This window comes from Rhizobium sophorae, assembly GCF_013087515.1.
In the GTDB taxonomy this organism is placed as follows: domain Bacteria; phylum Pseudomonadota; class Alphaproteobacteria; order Rhizobiales; family Rhizobiaceae; genus Rhizobium; species Rhizobium sophorae.
On record NZ_JABFCN010000055.1, the window covers coordinates 160926 to 178416 of the forward strand.

General features: G+C 62.9%; 17 protein-coding genes. 2 read left to right on the plus strand and 15 right to left on the minus strand.

Annotated elements, in window-relative coordinates:
* Nucleotides 1–192 precede the first annotated feature (192 nt).
* The 11 genes from G9X64_RS30090 to G9X64_RS30140 all read right to left on the minus strand — a co-directional run bounded on the left by G9X64_RS30090 (nt 193) and on the right by G9X64_RS30140 (nt 10609).
* Nucleotides 193–1068 (minus strand): FHA domain-containing protein, encoded by an 876-nt coding sequence (locus G9X64_RS30090; RefSeq protein ID WP_168312501.1) that lies wholly within the window; start codon nt 1066–1068, stop codon nt 193–195.
* Between the two features lie 2 nt (nt 1069–1070).
* Nucleotides 1071–1976 carry a type II secretion system F family protein gene (locus G9X64_RS30095; RefSeq protein ID WP_168312502.1) on the minus strand — a complete coding sequence of 302 codons (906 nt, stop codon included), beginning with the start codon at nt 1974–1976 and terminating at the stop codon, nt 1071–1073.
* Entirely contained in the window at nt 1973–2836 is an 864-nt protein-coding gene (locus G9X64_RS30100) for a type II secretion system F family protein (RefSeq protein ID WP_168312503.1), read from the minus strand. Before G9X64_RS30100 ends, G9X64_RS30095 begins: the two co-directional genes overlap by 4 nt.
* A gap of 94 nt (nt 2837–2930) precedes the next feature.
* A complete protein-coding gene (locus G9X64_RS30105) occupies nt 2931–4829 on the minus strand; it encodes a TadA family conjugal transfer-associated ATPase (protein WP_171378016.1) in 1899 nt (632 codons plus the stop codon).
* A gap of 20 nt (nt 4830–4849) precedes the next feature.
* Nucleotides 4850–5806: a Flp pilus assembly protein CpaB gene (gene cpaB, locus G9X64_RS30110; protein ID WP_168312505.1), complete on the minus strand. Its 957-nt coding sequence runs from the start codon at nt 5804–5806 to the stop codon at nt 4850–4852.
* Nucleotides 5803–6729, minus strand: coding sequence for a hypothetical protein (locus G9X64_RS30115; protein ID WP_168312506.1), 927 nt, complete (start codon nt 6727–6729; stop codon nt 5803–5805). Before G9X64_RS30115 ends, cpaB begins: the two co-directional genes overlap by 4 nt.
* A 1-nt stretch (nt 6730) precedes the next feature.
* Entirely contained in the window at nt 6731–7417 is a 687-nt protein-coding gene (locus G9X64_RS30120; RefSeq protein ID WP_168315156.1) for a TadE/TadG family type IV pilus assembly protein, read from the minus strand.
* A complete protein-coding gene (locus G9X64_RS30125) occupies nt 7389–9029 on the minus strand; it encodes a TadE/TadG family type IV pilus assembly protein (protein ID WP_168312508.1) in 1641 nt (546 codons plus the stop codon). The genes G9X64_RS30120 and G9X64_RS30125 overlap by 29 nt, the downstream gene beginning before the upstream one ends.
* Nucleotides 9026–9823 carry a TadE/TadG family type IV pilus assembly protein gene (locus G9X64_RS30130; protein ID WP_171378017.1) on the minus strand — a complete coding sequence of 266 codons (798 nt, stop codon included), beginning with the start codon at nt 9821–9823 and terminating at the stop codon, nt 9026–9028. Before G9X64_RS30130 ends, G9X64_RS30125 begins: the two co-directional genes overlap by 4 nt.
* Before the next feature lie 5 nt (nt 9824–9828).
* Nucleotides 9829–10392, minus strand: a complete 564-nt coding sequence (locus tag G9X64_RS30135) for an A24 family peptidase (RefSeq protein WP_168263328.1) — start codon at nt 10390–10392, stop codon at nt 9829–9831.
* Nucleotides 10393–10405: 13 nt separating this feature from the next.
* The gene (locus tag G9X64_RS30140; RefSeq protein WP_003548168.1) at nt 10406–10609 is read right to left on the minus strand and encodes a hypothetical protein; all 204 of its coding nucleotides are present in this window, start codon (nt 10607–10609) and stop codon (nt 10406–10408) included.
* 517 nt (nt 10610–11126) lie between these two features.
* Here G9X64_RS30140 and G9X64_RS37035 point away from each other — a divergent pair.
* Nucleotides 11127–11249: a hypothetical protein gene (locus tag G9X64_RS37035; RefSeq protein ID WP_260060310.1), complete on the plus strand. Its 123-nt coding sequence runs from the start codon at nt 11127–11129 to the stop codon at nt 11247–11249.
* Nucleotides 11249–12391, plus strand: a complete 1143-nt coding sequence (locus G9X64_RS30145) for a TadA family conjugal transfer-associated ATPase (protein WP_246271069.1) — start codon at nt 11249–11251, stop codon at nt 12389–12391. Before G9X64_RS37035 ends, G9X64_RS30145 begins: the two co-directional genes overlap by 1 nt.
* 22 nt (nt 12392–12413) lie before the next feature.
* Here G9X64_RS30145 and G9X64_RS30150 read toward each other — a convergent pair whose 3' ends face one another.
* The 4 genes from G9X64_RS30150 to G9X64_RS30165 are packed head-to-tail and all read right to left on the minus strand — an operon-like array spanning nt 12414 to nt 17450.
* A complete protein-coding gene (locus G9X64_RS30150; protein ID WP_168312511.1) occupies nt 12414–12959 on the minus strand; it encodes a sarcosine oxidase subunit gamma family protein in 546 nt (181 codons plus the stop codon).
* Nucleotides 12952–15909: a sarcosine oxidase subunit alpha family protein gene (locus G9X64_RS30155; protein WP_171378018.1), complete on the minus strand. Its 2958-nt coding sequence runs from the start codon at nt 15907–15909 to the stop codon at nt 12952–12954. Before G9X64_RS30155 ends, G9X64_RS30150 begins: the two co-directional genes overlap by 8 nt.
* A complete protein-coding gene (locus tag G9X64_RS30160) occupies nt 15906–16187 on the minus strand; it encodes a sarcosine oxidase subunit delta (protein WP_168312513.1) in 282 nt (93 codons plus the stop codon). Before G9X64_RS30160 ends, G9X64_RS30155 begins: the two co-directional genes overlap by 4 nt.
* 12 nt (nt 16188–16199) lie before the next feature.
* Complete coding sequence (locus tag G9X64_RS30165) at nt 16200–17450, minus strand: sarcosine oxidase subunit beta family protein (protein WP_168315151.1); 1251 nt, start codon at nt 17448–17450, stop codon at nt 16200–16202.
* Nucleotides 17451–17491 lie beyond the last annotated feature (41 nt).

The window sequence follows — 17491 nt, forward strand, 5'->3', positions numbered from 1 at the left end:
TAGATCGTGGATAAGTCCGCCGAGCCCGGCCTCGGCTCCGACACTTTCTTGTAAACCATGATCCTGACTTTCTTGCCTTTCCAGTCGTCCATTCCGTTTTTTCCTCCCGTGGGCAGCGAAGCTGATGGTCAGAGTGTGGAATTTTTCTGATCTGTGCCTTTACAGCGTGCTGTTTGATCAAAGCATCCAGGATCACCGTCTAGCGACCGGCTTCACCGCAGCCCGCCGCTGCAGCGCAAAACGCGCGGCTGAGCAGTTAACGTCGGGAACGAGATCGTAGGTTTGCTGGTAGAGGGTCTGCGCCAGCGTATTGTTGCCGCGGTTTTCCGAGGCAAGGGCGGCAAGCGCCGTGCGTTTGTAGGCCTCGACGATCGGTTCGGCGGCCTTTGCCAGCGCGGCATCGTCAGACGGTTCGGCGGCCAGGGAAAGGGCGGCATAGGTTGCGTCGCCATCCCTGCCGACACGACCGCCGACCGCCCCGTTGAAGCTGGCCTCCGAAACCTGGCGCATGCGCCGGGCGTTCTTGATGCATGTCGGAATGCGGGCGGCTTCCGCATTGATGCGTTCGGCCGTCGGGCCACTGTCTGCGCTGCCGCTATCGGACAGGATCACGTAGCCGATGATGCCGACGATGGCGAGATAGGCGACCCCCACGCCGGCCAGGAAGGCCGGCTGCTTGAGCAGCGACTTCTTTGGCTTGTCGTCACTTGCCTTGGATGCTTCCTTCTTAGGCGTTTCCTTGGCGGCGGCCTTGACGACGAACTGGAATTCGACGTCCTTGCCGAGACGGAAGCTGTCTCCGGCTTTCAGCGAGGCGGTCTGCAGCAGGGCTTCGCCGCGCAGCATGATCGGGTTCAGCCCCATGCGGCGGATGATGAAGCCGCCGTCGCTCTGCCGCTCGATGCGTGCATGGATCGGCGCCAGGAACGGATCGTCGACGACGATATCGGCATTGGAAGCCCGGCCGATCGACATTTCCGGCTTGTCGAGCACATGGCTGCGGCTCTGACCGCCGGGACCGGTCTGCAGAAGGCTTGGTTTGTTTCCGCGAAAGAAGGAAAAGACCATGATCAGAACATCCCACTCGACATCATCTCGACAATTGCAGGCGCCAGCACCAGAAGCAGGATCGACACGACGATCATCATCGCCGGCATGACGATCTTGGCCTTCAGCTTTTCACTGGCCCTGTCGGCCTTTTCCCAGCGGCGGAAGCGCAGGTCGCGCGCATGTTCGCGCAACAGCTCGACACGGTTGCTGCCCTCGACTTCGCCCTGGATGACGGCGCGGATGACACGGATGACCTCCTCGGCGGTCATGCGGCGCTCCAAGCGCTGCAGCGCCTCGATCATGCCCGTGCCGAGCGCCACGTCCTTCAACGTCTGTTCGATTTCCTCGCTCATGACGGTGCCGGGTGCCGCCTCGGCATAAAGCCTCAGGCTTTCCGGCAGCGTCGCCTGCGCCTGCTGCGTCATGACGACGAGGTCAAGGAAATAGGGAAATTCGCGCGAGATGCGTTCCTTGCGGTCCTGCGCCTTGTCGTCGGCGACGACCCAGAAATAGATGGCGGGGATCAGGCCGAGGATCAGGCCGGCGACGAGCCCGCCGATCACGCTGCCGCTGGCAATGCCGAACAGCAGGCCGAGCACGATGAAGCCGAAGAGGCTCAGAACGACGAGAAGGGCGATATATTCCCGTCCCGTGACGCCGCCGAACGGCCGGCCGGCATAGATCAGCTTCTGCTCGAGCTGGGCGCCATAATCGGCCAGCAGTGGCTCGAAATGCGTCAGCACGAATTCGACCGGCGTGCGCATGCCGATGCTGTCGACAATGTTCGGGGGCGGACCATCGCCGCTGGCGGACCGACGCACGACCTGAATGCTGCCGAGCAGATCGCCGATCCACCAGACGAACAGCGCAGCGGTGATCCCGGCAAAGACGACGGCGATCGGGGCCAGAGGTATCTGAGACATCATACCGACACCTTCATCATCGAGCGCATCCAGAAGAAGCCGGTCGCGTAGAGAATGGCGCCGACGATCGCGATGACGATGCCGATGGCGTTGCCGAACACCTTGTCGATCAATTCCGGCTGGCCGAAGAAGATCATCAAGATCATGAACAGCGCGCCGCCGTTGACGACGCGGAAGTTCATGCGCGCCTGCGACGAGGAGGTCGTGATCTTCTGATCGAGCTTCCAGATTTCCTTGAAGGATTTCGACATTTCGGTCAGCGGCTCGGAGATGTCGCCGCCCTGGCGGGCAAAAAGACCGAGTGCCGCATCGACCATCTTGAAATGCAGGCTCGGCACGTTGCGGCCGTGGCGGTCGAGCGCCTCGACCAGGCCGATGCCGAGCTTCTGTTCGCGGGCGATTCGCTCGAACTCGCGCGAGGCCGGCATCTGGCCGGTATCGGCCACGGCATTGACGGCGATGGCGAGCGGCTTGCCGGTGCGCACCGCCGAGACGATCTGGTCGACGGCATAGGGAAGCTGCGATTCGATCTGCAGCCAGCGGCGCTGCAGAAAATAACGGATCACGCCTTTGGGGAGGAAGAAGGCGACGGGGATTGCGATGACCAAGCCGAAGATCGGCCCGAAGATCAGCGAGATCACGATGAAGACGACGATCGCCGTGATGCCGTAGGCGAGGATCATCGTATAGGGCGGAACGGCATCGCGCCCGAAGACCTGCGCCGCCTCGCTGGCGAGCGCGATGTCACGCTCGGTGGCGCGCAGCAGCGGCGCCGGCCAGCGCACCGGCGCGCCCCAGACGAGCAGCCCCGCCGTTATAGCGCCGAGAGCGACCGTAAAAATCTGCAGAATGCTGATATCCATGGTTTCCCCCTCAGAGCAATTCCAGGAAAGTGCGAAGCGGTTTTCCGTCCGGAATTGCGTAAAAACAAAAGCTTAGAGCGGTTCTGGAACCGCTCTAGACGAACATGTCCAGTTTTTCGATTTCGCCGTCGTCGTTGAACTCGACGAGCTCGGCGACGAAGCTCGGCAGGTAGCCGGTGAAAGCATGCACTGCCTGGCCGCCGGCGCGACCGACGAGATTGAAGATCGGCTCGACGATGATCAGGCCGGTATCCGGATCGATACCGATCACCTCCGATATTTCGGTGACGGCGCGCCGCCCGTTCGCCAGGCGGTTCAGTTGCACGACGAGCTCCACGGCGGCAACGATCTGCTGGCGGATGGCCATGACGGGCAACGAGCTCTGGCCCTGCAGCACCATCACTTCCAGGCGGGTCATCATGTCCTGCGGCGTGTTGGCATGCGCCGTCGTCATCGAGCCGGCATGGCCAGTGTTCATCGCCTGCAGCATGTCGATCGCCTCGGCGCCGCGGCACTCGCCGACGATGATGCGGTCGGGGCGCATGCGCAGCGCATTGCGCACCAGGTCGCGAATGGTGACGCTGGTTTCGGACTCCGCCGTCTTCGGCCGCGATTGCAGATAGACGACATGGATGCCGTCGAGCTGCAGTTCGGACGTGTCCTCGACGGCAACGACGCGCTCGCCGACCGGGATGAATTGCGACAGACTGTTCAAGAGCGTCGTCTTGCCGGAGCCGGTGCCGCCTGAGACGACGATGTTCTTGCGGGCGCGCACGGCCGCCTCGAGGAAAGCGCGCATCGGCTCGCTGAGCGCGCCGGCGGTCACCAGTTTGCTGATGTCGAGCCGCGACTTGCCGCCGAACTTGCGGATGGTGAGGCAGGCGCCCTTGACCGCCAGCGGCGGAATGACGGCGTTGACGCGCGAGCCATCCGGCATGCGGAAGTCGGCCATCGCCTCGCTCTCGTTGATCGAGCGGTTGGAATCGACGGCGATGCGCTCGATCACCTTCATCAGCTGCCGTTCATTGGCGAAGGCGAAAGGGTACCGCTCCAGCAGGCCGAATTTTTCGACGTAGATCTCGTCATAGCGCGTCACCATGATTTCCGAGATGACGTCGAGATCCATCAGCTCGGAGATCGTCCCCCAGCGATACATCAGCTCCTCGATATTGGAGCGCAGGTGCATATGGGCGATCTCGTAACGGTCGCCGGCGTTGAAAAGAGCCTGCCTGGACTGGAAGGCGGCGCTGAAACGGGTATCGAGCTGGGCGAAGTCGGAGCGGGTGGATTCGAAGTTCAGCTTGAGCTGCAGGGCCGAGATCAGCGCCTTGCCGACATCGAACAGGCGGCGATTATCCTGCTCCTCGCGCGACAGGCTTGCGGCATTCGACGAAGCATCACGCCGCCCCGTACGGGCGATGCGTTTTGCCAGCCACCGATAGACGGCGTTCTTGATGACGAGGATGACGAGATCCTGAGGTGCTGCGTCCAGCGCCTCCTTGATGAACAAGTCGAGACGCTCGCGGATGCGGTTTCGCGTCTCCTCGCGGCCGAAATCGGAGGATTTCACCAACCGGTCATATTGCGTGTCCTTCAGCAGGCGCTCGTGAATTTCCATCTGCAGGGCGAGCACCCGTTCCTGATCGGGAAACTGCGTGACGGCTTCGGGGGCCGCGGCGGGCTCGACCAGTTCGATCGTGACGTTCGGCACCCAGATCGACATGCCGGCCGATACCGCAACCGGCATGCCGGCCCGAAGCGGCTGATCGTCGACCCGCGTCGGGTTGCGGCCGTGATGCTGCACCGACCATCCCTGGCCGGACTTGCGCAGCACGAATTGCGGCGAGGAGACGTGGCTGCCGCGCAGGCGAACGACGCCCGCGCCGGCGGGCAGCGTCAACGTGCTGCTTTCGCCGACGAAATAGGTCTCGTTCGCCGAGAGCGGGATCACCTCCCGACCGCTGCCGTCCTCATAGGAAATCTTCAACAGCATGGCTCATTCCCCCGCGGCGGTCACATGCGCGTCCAGTTGATGCTCGGCAGGTCCTCGACGGTATTGTCGGCCGGATTACGCAGCACCAGGTTCAGGCTGCCGTTCGACTGGCCCATGGCAAAAATCAGCATTTCAGCTTCCGACGGCGTCACTTCGACGGTCACATTGTTGTAGGTGCTGTTGGCCTTGGTGACCGCGCCCTCCGCCGTCGTCGCCGCCCCGACGGCCAGCACTTTGACATTCTGCAGGAAGGTGCGGGTGACGACGCGGGTGCGCGAGCTTATGCCGAGTTTATAATCCTGCGCCTGTTTGCGGTAGGCGTTGAGATCGTTCTCGTCGGCGCCTGGATACTGGGTGAGATAGTTCTTCAGCATCTGCTCGACCGGCGACTGCGGCTGGGCTGGAGCCTGCGGCTGTCCGGCCACGGCCGGTGCCTGGCCCGGGACGGCAGGCTGACCTGGCACGGCAGCGGGCTGGCCAGGCGCCCCCGGCTGGGTCGCGGCGGCCGGCGCCACGGGCTCGACCGGTTCGTCGACCGTGCCGATTATATCGACATAGCTACCCGGCTCGACGAAATGGCCGACGGCTGCGGCCGCGTTGACGGGAAGTGTCAGCGCTCGCTTGCCGGGCGCGATCATCGTCGTCAGGCGTCCACCATCGGTATCGTCGAAATACTGGAAGAGCAGCACCGAGCCGGCCGGAATGTCGCTCGCGGCCGTCCTATCCTTCAGCCATTCCTGGTAGGCGCTGGCGGCGGGAACCGCGAGCTTGGCGAGCGCCCCAAAACTTTCCGGCAGCATCACCGGTTCGGCGAGCATGTCGGGCGTGATCGCCTGTCCCCGTGTGACCTTCCTGTCGGGCTGGAGCCGCATGAAGGCATAGGCCGTCTGCTCGTTCTTGACGCTCTCGGTCCAGAAATAGAGCAGAACGCCGGTGATGAGCCCGACGATGACAGCCGCGATGAGCTTCCAGTTCATGGTGTTATTCCCCCTACGAAGGGTTGCCTGATTTGAATGACCTCGACGGTCCGGCCGTCGGTCTTGCTGCGGGTGTAAAGAACATTGGCCTCGACGCTGCCGCGCCGGCCATAAAGGGCAGTGACCCCGCCGCGCTCAGCCGGCGGCGTCTCGATGGTGAAACCGTCGCGGGCAAGCAGATCGGCGCGCTGATCGGACCAGCGCACGGCCGACAGCGTGCCTTTCGACACGACCGTGCGCGACGTGTGGCCCTTGTCGCGATCGCCGATATCGCTCAGCACCTCGACACCGGCCGGCGGACGCAGCGACATCGGCAGCTTGCTGATGTCGGCCGGAGCCGCGAAGGCTGGCAGCGTCGAGGCAACATCCTCGAAGCGGCTCATCAGCACTTCGGTCATCGGCGCATCGGCGGGACGACGGATCATGATCGAGACGCCTGGTATCGGCGCTCTTGCCGAAGGATTGGCCGGATCCTGCCGTCTGAGATAGTCGAGGGCCGCCTCGCCGTCGCCGTCGAAGAACCGCACCACCACGGCGAGATCGTCGCGAATGCGGCTCGTCTTCGGGACGATCAGCATGTTGGCGGCAATGACGGCGGTCAGCTCTTCCTTGTCGTTGCTTTTCGGCAGGGCAGGGCGGGTATTGACGGCCAGCACCCGCAGCCACTCGTCGGTGATATCGGAAATGCTGCGATCGCTCTGGTAGGGCGTGAATTCAAGCGGCTGGCCGTTGATGACGAGATCGCGCGGCGCGCGTTCCGGCGCCCCGACGATACCGGCCAGCATCGAATTCAGCGTCACCCTCAAATCCTTGTAGATCTCGGCGCGAACAGGCGTGGCCACGGCGGCGGCAAGCCCGATGACGAGCGCCAAACCAGTGAGATGGCCGGCGAAACGGAAAGCGATACGCGAGCCCTGTCTCATCTCATTTCGCTCCCGGAAAGACGCCGTCGAACAGATCGCCGGAATCGCTGGCCACATCGCGGATTTCCCGGCGCAGCGTCGGATCGTAGCCGCGGCTCGTGGTGTCGTTGTTGTGGGAGGCAAACAGCGTCGAATCGTCCACCGTGAACGCGTCCTTCCAGCGGATGCTCCTGATGGTATCGAGATCGTCGGAATCCCTGAACTTGTAGACGCGGTCGGCTGTCGCGGTGACGAGCTGCGGCTTTTCATTAGCGAGATCGCCGACGATAGTGCCGAACTTGCGCTTGTTGTTTTCGCCTTCGAGTGTTTTCTGAACGTCGTCCCAGACAAAGGTGCGCTGCGGGTCGCCGTCGCCTTCGTGCGATGGTGTACGCGAGCAGTTCATGGCATCCCGGCCGGGCAGGGCCGGCAAAGCCGGGATCGGGAAGACGTTCGAGAAATCCGACGTGCAGTCCAGCCCATTCGCCTCGGCGAAGGCGGCGTTGCGCATCGCAACCATGGTTCCGACCTTCTTGGTGGAAATCTTGTTCGCGTGGATGACGAAAATCACGATCAGCAAGATGACCGGCGCGGCGAGCACGAATTCAATCGAGGCAAGCCCGCGCCTGTCGCGGTGCAGCCGCATCAGCAGCCCGCGTCCCGGAGGACCGCCCATAGGCTCAGTGTGTGTTGACGGCAGCCCAGGCATTGGCTCCTCCCTGATCGAAGACGCGCGTCAAGCCGGTAAAACTGTCGGCCGCCGGGCTCTGCTTGATGGTGTTCGAAACCTCACCGATATCGTCGGCAAGCGTGGCGGGCGCAAGCGATGCGAGCCAATCCTGCGTGTAGAGGTCAAAGGCCGTGTAATTGTGGACCCAGCTCTGCGCCAAGGCGTAGGCGGACGGCGTCTTGTCCTTGAAGATGCGGATCTGCAGCCTGGCGCGCGGGGCGCGGGAAACGATCGCCAGCGTCTGGTAGTCGTCGAGCTGCTCGCCGCCGAAGGGCGTGAAGTTAAACGGTATGCGTCCTTTCAGCCAGTAAGGCTTCGGGAAGGAGATGACAGGCAAGGGAGCACCCGCCACGGAAATCGCGCCACCGGCTGGGCCGCAGACCTGGTTCCAGATCATGTCGAACTTGCGGGTGAAATCGTTCTCGTCCTTTGTCTGCTTGTCGGAATAGCGCGGTGGCTTGTCGATCGGCAGCTGAAAGGGGTTCACGATGCCGAATTCGATGCCGAAGAATTCCTCGGCGATAAAGAAGCTGCCATCGAGCAGCAGTTCCTGCCACCAGCTGAGATCGCCAAATTGCTCGATGATCGCCTTGAACGGGACCTTGCTCAGATAGGCCGGGCCGAAGGCTTCATAAAAGATGTAGAAGTCCACTAACGCATCGTCGATGCCGCTCTCGTGGTTGACCCAGTCACGGATATGGCTGCCGTCGACGCCGCCTGCGGTCAACGGACCCTTGCCGTTGGGGAAGCCGCGATTGGCAAATTCGCCGCGCATGAGGAGCGGGTCCTGCCCTTGCGTGCCCTTGCTCATCGCCAGGCACATTTCAGCATAGGCCGCAGCGGGATTGATGCCGTCGCGATCGACCGGCAGGTTACCCCCGGCGCCCTCTCCGGCCTCGTTGCAGGATTCGCACGGCGGATGGAAGACGACGTGATCCGACTTGTTCAGGCGCACCAGATGCAGGGCTTCGTTGCCGACGCGCTGCGGGAAGCTCTCGACGAGATAGTCGTTGAGGTCGTTCATGGCGTCGATGATGTCGCTGGACTTTTCGATAAGGCCCCAGGGATCATAATCGAGCTGTGCTTTCACCGTATACGCAAGCGCTTTGGTGGCTCCTATCGCCCGGACCCCCTGGAACGCCAGGCAAGCGCCGTAGATGATGCCACCGACGACGGGGACCTTCTGCCAGCCCGGGCAATGGGGCATCGGCGGCATCGGCGGCAGCAGCGACGCCGGGCCGAAGCCATCCGTGAAGGAATATTCGGCAAGTTTCGCCAGAATGGCGGTCGAACGCAGGGCCAGTTCCGCCGTCGTCAGCTGGAAGGCGACCGAGGTCGCCATGACGACGGTTGCCTGCGAGGAAGCGACGTTGTTCATCGCCATGATGTTGAGATAGCGGGCTTCCCAGTCGGCATGGACGAGTGCGGCGGCATCCGCCGTGTCCTGCGTGCGCTGCTTGTCGTAGATCATCTGTCCCGTATTCAGGATCCAGACAATCATCAAAGCGAGCGCGATCGTCATGTAGAGAATGATCGGTGACAGGAAGCCGCGTTCGTCGCGGTGCAGACGCTTGATGAGGGTCGGTGTCATAGAAGGTTCACCTCCGCCGTCGAAATCGTGTAGTAGCGGCCGTCTTTCCTCTGGCCGCGGGCAAAGACCCAGCCGGCATATTCGAGCAGCAAAAAGCGCGCTTCCACCTTGGCGGTAACCGGCACATGCGGCGAGCGGTTGATGGCGGCATAGAGCGCCATCGGCGCGCGGTCGACGGTCACCGTGACGTTCTGCGGATCGAACATGTAGCGAGCCTGGTTGCGCATCGCGCGCCAGTTCTTCGAAAGGCCCGAGGCATCGGCAAGGCTTTTCAGCGCATCTTCGGGCGGCTGGCAGGAGCCGACGCATTTCAGCTGGTCGTAGGGTGCGGCCGGGATCAGCGCCAGGCGGGCGGCAAGTTCGGCCTTGCCGGCGGCAGCATCGTCATCGCAGGTCTTGACGTCGATGATGCTTCTAAGCGTGATCGGAAAAGCCGGGCAGAAATAGACGCGGGCGCTGCGGGCCGCCGCATAGGCGGCATAATGGGTGAAGAGGTGGTTCTTGGCCAGGATCGTGAACTGGAAGACCACGAACATGAAGAAGACGAAGACCGGCGTGACAAGGACGAAATCCATCATCGTCGTGCTGCCGGAGATATCGCCGTGAAGCTCCGATATCCGGCGCCGGCGGGCGGAAAGCCGCGGCAGCAGCAGCATCGAGGCAAGCAGCATCATGGCGATCGCAAAGGTACCGAGAAGCGCGCCGTGATCCTGAGGGACCCAGAAGGTCCGCGAGTGCAGGATCGAACTCCAGAAGGCACCGTCGAAGATGGGGCGTTCGAGTTCCGCGCGCATTGCCGTTACCTCACGAGTGAAAGAGGGGTGAAATCGGGCATGAAAAGGCACCAGAGAAGTCCGAGAGCTGCGGCAACGCCGAAGCGGACGGTATGATGGGTTTCGCGCGGCTTCAGCACCGAAGCGGCATCGCGGAAACCGGCAGGCAGGAGAAGCGCAAACAGTCCGACCGTTCGGGCCAGCACGCTCCACTGAACACGCCGCGCCATGGAGAAAACGGCGATCACGCCGCCAGCCATCAGCGATGCAAGTGTGACGTCGATGGCGGGCCAGAGGCCAAGAATGGCGCCGAGCGCCGCCATCAGCTTGACGTCGCCGCCGCCGCAGCTTCCGGCTGCGAAGGCGATGATGAAGATCAGGCCGGCTGCGAGGAGGCCTGCGAAGGCAAGCCCTATCCCTGCGAGACCGCCGCTGACTGCCGCCAACATGAACCCGCCAAGCAGGCAAGGATAGGTGACGGCGTTCGGGATATGACCATGGCGATGGTCGAGCACCGCCGCGGTCATGGTGCAGGCGACGGCAAGAGCCGCCGCCGCAGGCATCAGGGTCAGATCATAGGTCGTATCCATGATCCCGACCCGCTTATTGACCCGGCTCAGGAATTCTCTCGGCATCCGAGAGCGCCGTGTTCTTTTCGTTGAACCATTCGCCGATCTGTTTGCCGAATGCGAGCAGGATCAGCATCAGCGGAATGACGATCAGGGCGACGGCCAGGACGATCTGGGCCATGTCGCCGCGTTCGTCCTTGTGAAGTGCAATTGCGAGAGTCTTGAGTTTACCAAACATGTGATTACTCCTCATTCCCAGGTTTGTTTCGGTTCGAAGCCGTGGTGAAGATGAACCAAGCATACGCCATCGATCCGAAAGAGCATGTTGCTCGATCCAATGATATTTTCTGCTTCAGCTTATCTTCCCCGGCGGCCAACGTTTGTTGAGCAACACCATTAAGACCCAAGAGTGCGCCCAAGGCCAGCCCTCCGTCAAGCAAACGAAACGAAGGGTTCCAATTGCCTTGGAGGCATCGGCTGCAAAATCGCAGTTGACGCCGGATTATTTTAACTAAGCTTTTGAAGCAGCTGCAATTTTACCTGCGGATATGAAGTTTTTGACGCCCCGGCGAGGCTTCGTCTACTGCTCCATAATTGGCCAATTCTTTCAAAGCGATAGAAGAAACCACGCGTGGCGGCCATAATGTCTGCCTTCGCAGGGCCCGGCCATGGCGTTGTTTGGCGATCTGGATTAAGCTTTCGTCAAATGGTGGGTATCGCCCGCCAGTCGATCCGGAGAGAGAACGATGGAAACGATGAGCAGCATCTTAATACTTGGATTGGTCCTCATTCCACTGATGATGTTCTTTCCGACCGCCGTTCAGATGATGGCGACACTGTTCGGCATGAGCACAGTTCTGGTCGGGATGCCGCTCTGATGAAAGCCGTTTCCGACGACGCCGCCGAACAGGCGACCTTCCAGGTCCTGACCCGGGCGCTGGACAAACTGCTCGGGCCGATCCGTTTTCTCCTCGATGATCCGAGCGTGTCCGAAATCCTGATCAACGGGACATCCGACATCTTCGTCGAAAGGCGAGGCAAGCTCGAACGCGCCGATACGCGTTTCGCCAGCCGCGAAGACCTGGAATCGGCCGCGCGCAGCATCGCGCAGTTCTCAGGCAAGCGGCTGACGCCGGAGGAACCGAGCATCGAGGCGCGTTTGCCGGATGGTTCGCGCGTGCAGATGATCCAGCCGCCTGCATCCCGCACTGGGCTCTGCATCTCCATTCGCCGCTTTTTGAAAGAACATCGCAGCATCCGCGATCTCGTCACCCAGGGCAGCCTGACCGACGAGTCGCTGACGCTGCTGCAGGCGGCCGTCGGGCTGCAGAAGAACGTCATCATCTCCGGCGGCACCGGCACCGGCAAGACGACGATGCTGAACGCACTGTCGGAAGCCTTTGCCGACCACGAGCGCATCATCGTCATCGAGGACACGTCCGAACTGCAGATCCGCAAGGAACACGTGGTCTATCTCGAAGTCACGAAGCCCGACCGTTTCGGCCGCGGCGGCGCCAGCATCCGCGACCTGTTCCGCTCGTCGCTGCGCATGCGGCCCGACCGGGTCATCGTCGGCGAGTGCCGCGGCGGCGAGGCGCTCGATATGATCCAGGCGATGACGTCAGGTCACAGCGGCAGCCTTTCGACGGTACACGCGAACACGCCCTATGACTCCCTGCACCGGCTGGAGACGCTGGCGCTGATGTCGGATATCGACATGCCGCTGCGGCCGCTGCGCGCCCAGATCGCCTCGGCAGTCGACGTCGTCGTGCAGATCGCCCGCTTCAAGCGCACTGGCCGGCGCCGGGTGATCGAGATTTCCGAGATCAAGGGCCTGAACAATGACGGCCAGTATATCGTCGAAAGCATCTACAAGCTCGAGGGCGACGGCCATTCCAATCCCGACGGCGCATTGCTGTGGACCGGTGTCGTGCCGAGCTTCGCCGCCGATGCGGTGGAAGAGCTGCAAGGCGCCGAGCGCCCCGAATGGGTCGGTGCCGCCGCTCTGCATACAGCTTAAAAACGATCGAAACCCGCCTCCGTCAGACGCCGTCCTTTTCGGCGCTCGCCGCCATATGAGTGAGATCGTCCCAGAGGTTTTCGGCAAAGCTGCGCAGGACCGTGAGTTCGAAGCTGTCATCGCCGGTGCGGACGATCTGTACCGTGAGATGACCGACCATCGTCATGGCCGAATGGCCTTCCGGAAAGACGGAAGGATCGAGATCGACGGCGGTCCCCCTTGAGAGAAGCGCCCGCGAAGAACGGCCGGAAACGCCGATGCGGACACGCCCGTGGCTCTGGTCCATGACGAAGGCCTTTCCCGCAAGCGCTGCCGCGAGAGCATCGAGGCTGGCGGGGACAAGCGGCTCATCGCCGGCAACGAACCATTGCCGGAAACCCGCCTTGCGGATCGAACTTTTCGCAAAGCCTGCTTTCACCAATTCCGTGGCGAGCGCGGTGGGCTCGATTGCGCCGAGCACATGCAGGAGATGGCCCTCCGGCAAGGCTTCCAGCCGGACGCCCGTCCCTGAGATGCCGTTATATGCCATGCCGGCCAGAACCGGTCTGTGTTGCGGAAGATCAGGCATGGAGCTTCTCGTTTTCGGGATCGATGAAGACGGGATGGCAGAGCACCGCATCGGTGAATTCGTTGCGCAGGCCGTTCCAGACCGTCACCTTTTCACCGATGCGCTCCGGCCCGCGTTTGACGAGCGCCAGGCCGATCGTATGGCCGAGCCCCGGCGAGAAGGCGCTTGATGTGACGTAGCCCTGATCGTTTTCGAGCGTCGCCGCAGCGCCGTTGGCAAGGATATGCGAGCCGGTGCGGAATCCGGTCGCCGGATTAAGCGGCTTGACACCGACAAGGCGCGGCCGCTCGGGGTCCTGCAGGCCTTCACGGGCAAGCATCGCCTTGCCGATGAAATCCGGCTTGGTTGATGAAACCATGCGGCCGAAACCGAGATCGCCGGGCGTCACCGTGCCGTTGATTTCGGCATGGGTGACATGACCCTTTTCGATGCGCATGACGCCGAGCGCTTCGGCGCCATAGGCGCAGATGCCATGTTTCTCGCCCGCCGCCATGACCGCATCGGCGACACCTTCGCCGTAGCCGGCCGGTACTGCGAGCTCGTAGGCGAGTTCACCGGAGAAGGAAATCCGGAAGAGCCGGCCTTCGAGGCGGCCACCGAAGAGGGAGACCTTGCGGGCGCTCATGAAGGGGAAGGCCGCATCCGACAGATCCCCGTCGACGATCTCGGAGAGGATGGCGCGCGACTTCGGCCCGGCAACGGCCATCTGCGCCCATTGATCGGTCGAGGAGGCGAAGCAGACATCGAGTTCCGGCCAGAGCGTCTGGGCGCAGAATTCGAGATGGGTCAGCACGCCGGCGGCTAGCGCCGTCGTCGTCGTCATGAAGAAATGCTCGTCACCGAACCGGCTGGTGGTGCCGTCATCATAGATGAAGCCATCCTCGCGCAGCATGATGCCGTAACGCGCCTTGCCGACGGCAAGTTTGGCGAAGCCGTTGCAATAGATGCGGTCGAGGAAGGTCGCGGCATCCTTCCCGAAAATCTCGATCTTGCCCAGGGTCGAGACGTCGCAAAGGCCGGCATTCTTCCGGATGTTCAGCACCTCGCGGTCGACGCTTTCGCGCCATGTCGTCTCGCCGGAGCGTGGGAACCAGGAGGAACGGTACCAGAGGCCGGTTTCGACGAAGACCGCGCCGTTCTTCTCAGCCCAGCCATGCAGCGGCGATTTGCGCGCCGGCTGGAAATGTTTGCCGCGCGATGCCCCGGTCAAAGCACCGAAGGAAACTGGCGTATAGAAGGGCCGGAAGGTCGTCGTTCCCACCTCGGCGGGCGACACGCCGCGCGCCTCGGCAAGAATGCCGATGGCGTTGATATTGGAAAGCTTGCCCTGATCGGTCGCCATACCTGATGTGGTGTAGCGCTTGGCGAGTTCGACATGACCGTAACCTTCGCGGACGGCGAGGCCGAGATCCTTCAAATGCACGTCGTTCTGATAGTCGACGAAAGCCTTGCCCTTCGAGCCCTTGACCGACCAGAGCGGTTTTGCCTGTGCGGCCGTCTCGGACGCCGCTGCAAAGGCCGGCTCCGCCGCTGCGAAACCGATCGCCTTCAATGCGGCAGCTGCCTTTACGGCGCCATCGCCGAGGCAGGTCGCGGTTTGCGCCATGCCGGCAGCTGAGCCGGCAACGGCAAGGCCTTCCTGCTGGGCGGGCGCCAGAAACGCCGATGCCTCGTGCGACCATTGCGGCTTCGCGCCGCGATGGCAAGCAAGATGAATGATCGGGCTCCAGCCGCCCGACATGGCAAGCGCATCGGTTTCGATCCGGCGGGTGCCTGTTGCGGTTTCGACGCTGACACCGCGCAAGCGCTTGCCGCCGAACGCGTCGATGATCCGGGCGGCCGTCAGCACTTCAGCGCGGCCCTGCCAGCTCCCGGCCGCATCCGCGCGGCTGTCGACGATCGCCGCGACGGCGAGGCCGGCGGCTTCAAGGTCGGCGGCGGTGCGGTAACCGGCATCGTTGGTGGTGAAGACCACGGTGCTTCTGCCAGGCGCCACCGCCTGCCGGTTGAGATAGCTGCGCATGGCGCCTGCCATCATCACACCGGGAATATCGTTGCCGCCGAAGACAAGCGGACGCTCCTCGACGCCGGTCGCAAGGATCGCCTGGCGGGCGACGATGCGCCACAAGCGTTCGACGGGACGATCCGGATCAGGCATCGCCACATGTTTCTGCACCCGCTCGACGGCGCCGAAGACATTGTCGTCGTACCAGCCGAACACCGTCATGCGCGGCAGGCGGCGCACGTTCGGAAGGCCCTCCAGCTCGGCAAGCAGCTCGTTGAGAACAGCGTTCGCCGGCTTGCCGTCGACAGTGCCGGCCTCGGAAAGCAGGCTGCCGCCGAGTTCGGCTCCCTCGTCGGCGAGGATGACGCGCGCGCCGGCGCGGCCGGCGGTCAGCGCTGCGGCAAGACCGGCAGGGCCGGCGCCGATCACCAGCAGATCACAATGCGCCCAGCATTTCTCGTAGGAATCGGGATCGGCTTCGTAGGAGGCTCTGCCGAGGCCCGCCGCCTTGCGGATCACCGGCTCGTAGAGCTTTTCCCAGAGGGCTGCCGGCCACATGAAGGTCTTGTAGTAGAAACCGGCGCTGAGGAAGGGCGAGAGGAGGCCGTTGACGGCGCCGACATCGAAGCCGAGCGACGGCCAGCGGTTCTGGCTCCTTGCCGTCAGCCCCTGGTAAAGCTCGATCATTGTCGCGCGCGTATTCGGTTCGGTGCGCCCGCCGCTGCCTGTCGTCACCAGTGCGTTCGGTTCGGCAGCTCCCGCCGTCAGAATGCCGCGCGGGCGGTGATATTTGAAGCTGCGGCCGACGAGCTGGACGCCGTTGGCAAGCAGCGCCGAGGCGAGCGTATCACCCCGATGGCCTTCAAGAGGCTTGCCGTCGAAGGTGAAGTGGAGCGAGGTGGCGCGGTCGATGCGGCCGCCGGAGGAAAGACGGAAGCTCGTCATGCCGGTTCTCCGCCGAGCTTGGAAAGGGCGGCGTCGCGGACGCTATGGACCGCATGGGTGACGGTATCGCGCTCGACGATCAGCCAGCGGCGGCATCCCGAGGAATGGTGCCAGAATTCGCTGTGCCGGCCCTTCGGATTGTCACGCAGGTAAACATAGTCGAACCAGGCATCCGCACCGGCATCCGGGGCCGGCCTTGCAAGGCTCGCATCGCCGCGGATCGAAAATTCTTCCTTCGGTCGCGCGCCGCAATGGGGACAGGAAATCAGGCTTGCCATCGTCGAATGTCCTCAGTGCAGATTGGGCTGGGCGCCGACGCCCTTTTCGTCGATCGGATAGCCGCGCGCGAAGCGATCGAGCCGGAACGCGCGGGCGGTCTGATGCGGCGCGTTGCGGGCGATCAGATGGGCATAGCAGAAGCCGGAGGCGGGTGTGGCCTTGAAGCCGCCATAGCACCAGCCGGTATTGAGATAGAGATTGTCGATATGGGTGCGGTCGATGATCGGCGAGCCGTCCATGCTCATATCCATGACGCCGCCCCATGAGCGCAGGTAGCGCACGCGCGACAGCGACGGGATCAGCGCCAATCCGGCTTCGGCGACGTGCTCGACCGCCGCGAGATTGCCGCGCTGGGCATAGGAATTGTAGCCGTCGATATCGCCGCCGAAAACCAGCCCGCCCTTGTCCGACTGGGACGCGTAGAAATGCCCGGCGCCGAAGGTGACGACCGTGTCGATGAAGGGCTTCAGCCCTTCGGAAACGAAGGCCTGCAGCACGTGGCTTTCGATCGGCAGGCGAAGGCCCGCCATATCGGCAACGACGGTGGAGTTGCCGGCGGCTGCGAGCGCCAGTTTGCCGCAACCGATGAAGCCCCTGCTGGTCTCAACGCCGCTAATCTCACCGTTTCCGGTGCGGATGCCGGTGACCTCGCACTGGGTGATGATATCGACCCCGCGGCTGTCTGCGCCACGCGCATAACCCCAGGCGACCGCATCATGGCGCACCGTGCCGCCGCGCGGCTGGAACAGGCCGCCCATGATCGGGAAACGACCATTATCGAAATCAAGGAAGGGCAGTTTTTTGCGCACCGCCTGCCGGTCAAGAAGCTCGGCGTCGACGCCGTGCAGCCGCATGGCGTTGCCGCGGCGCGTATAGGCGTCACGCTGCGCGTCGGAATGGAAGAGGTTGAGCACGCCGCGCTGCGAGACCATGGCGTTGAAGTTGAAGTCCTGCTCCAGCCCTTCCCAGAGCTTCATCGACAACTCGTAGAAGGGATTGTTGCCTGGCAGCAGGTAGTTCGACCGGATGATCGTCGTGTTCCTGCCGATATTGCCGGAGCCGAGATAGCCTTTTTCGAGGACGGCGACATTGGTGACGCCGAATTCCTTGGCAAGATAATAGGCGGTGGCAAGACCATGGCCGCCGCCGCCGACGATAATGACGTCGTAATGCGGCTTCGGCGCGGGATCGCGCCAGGCTGGCGCCCAGCCCTTGTTGCCGGAAAGGCCGTTCAGGAAGATCGAAAGAGCGGAATAGCGCATGGGTCACCCCGGAAAGAACAGGTGCATGATGCCAGAAAGGG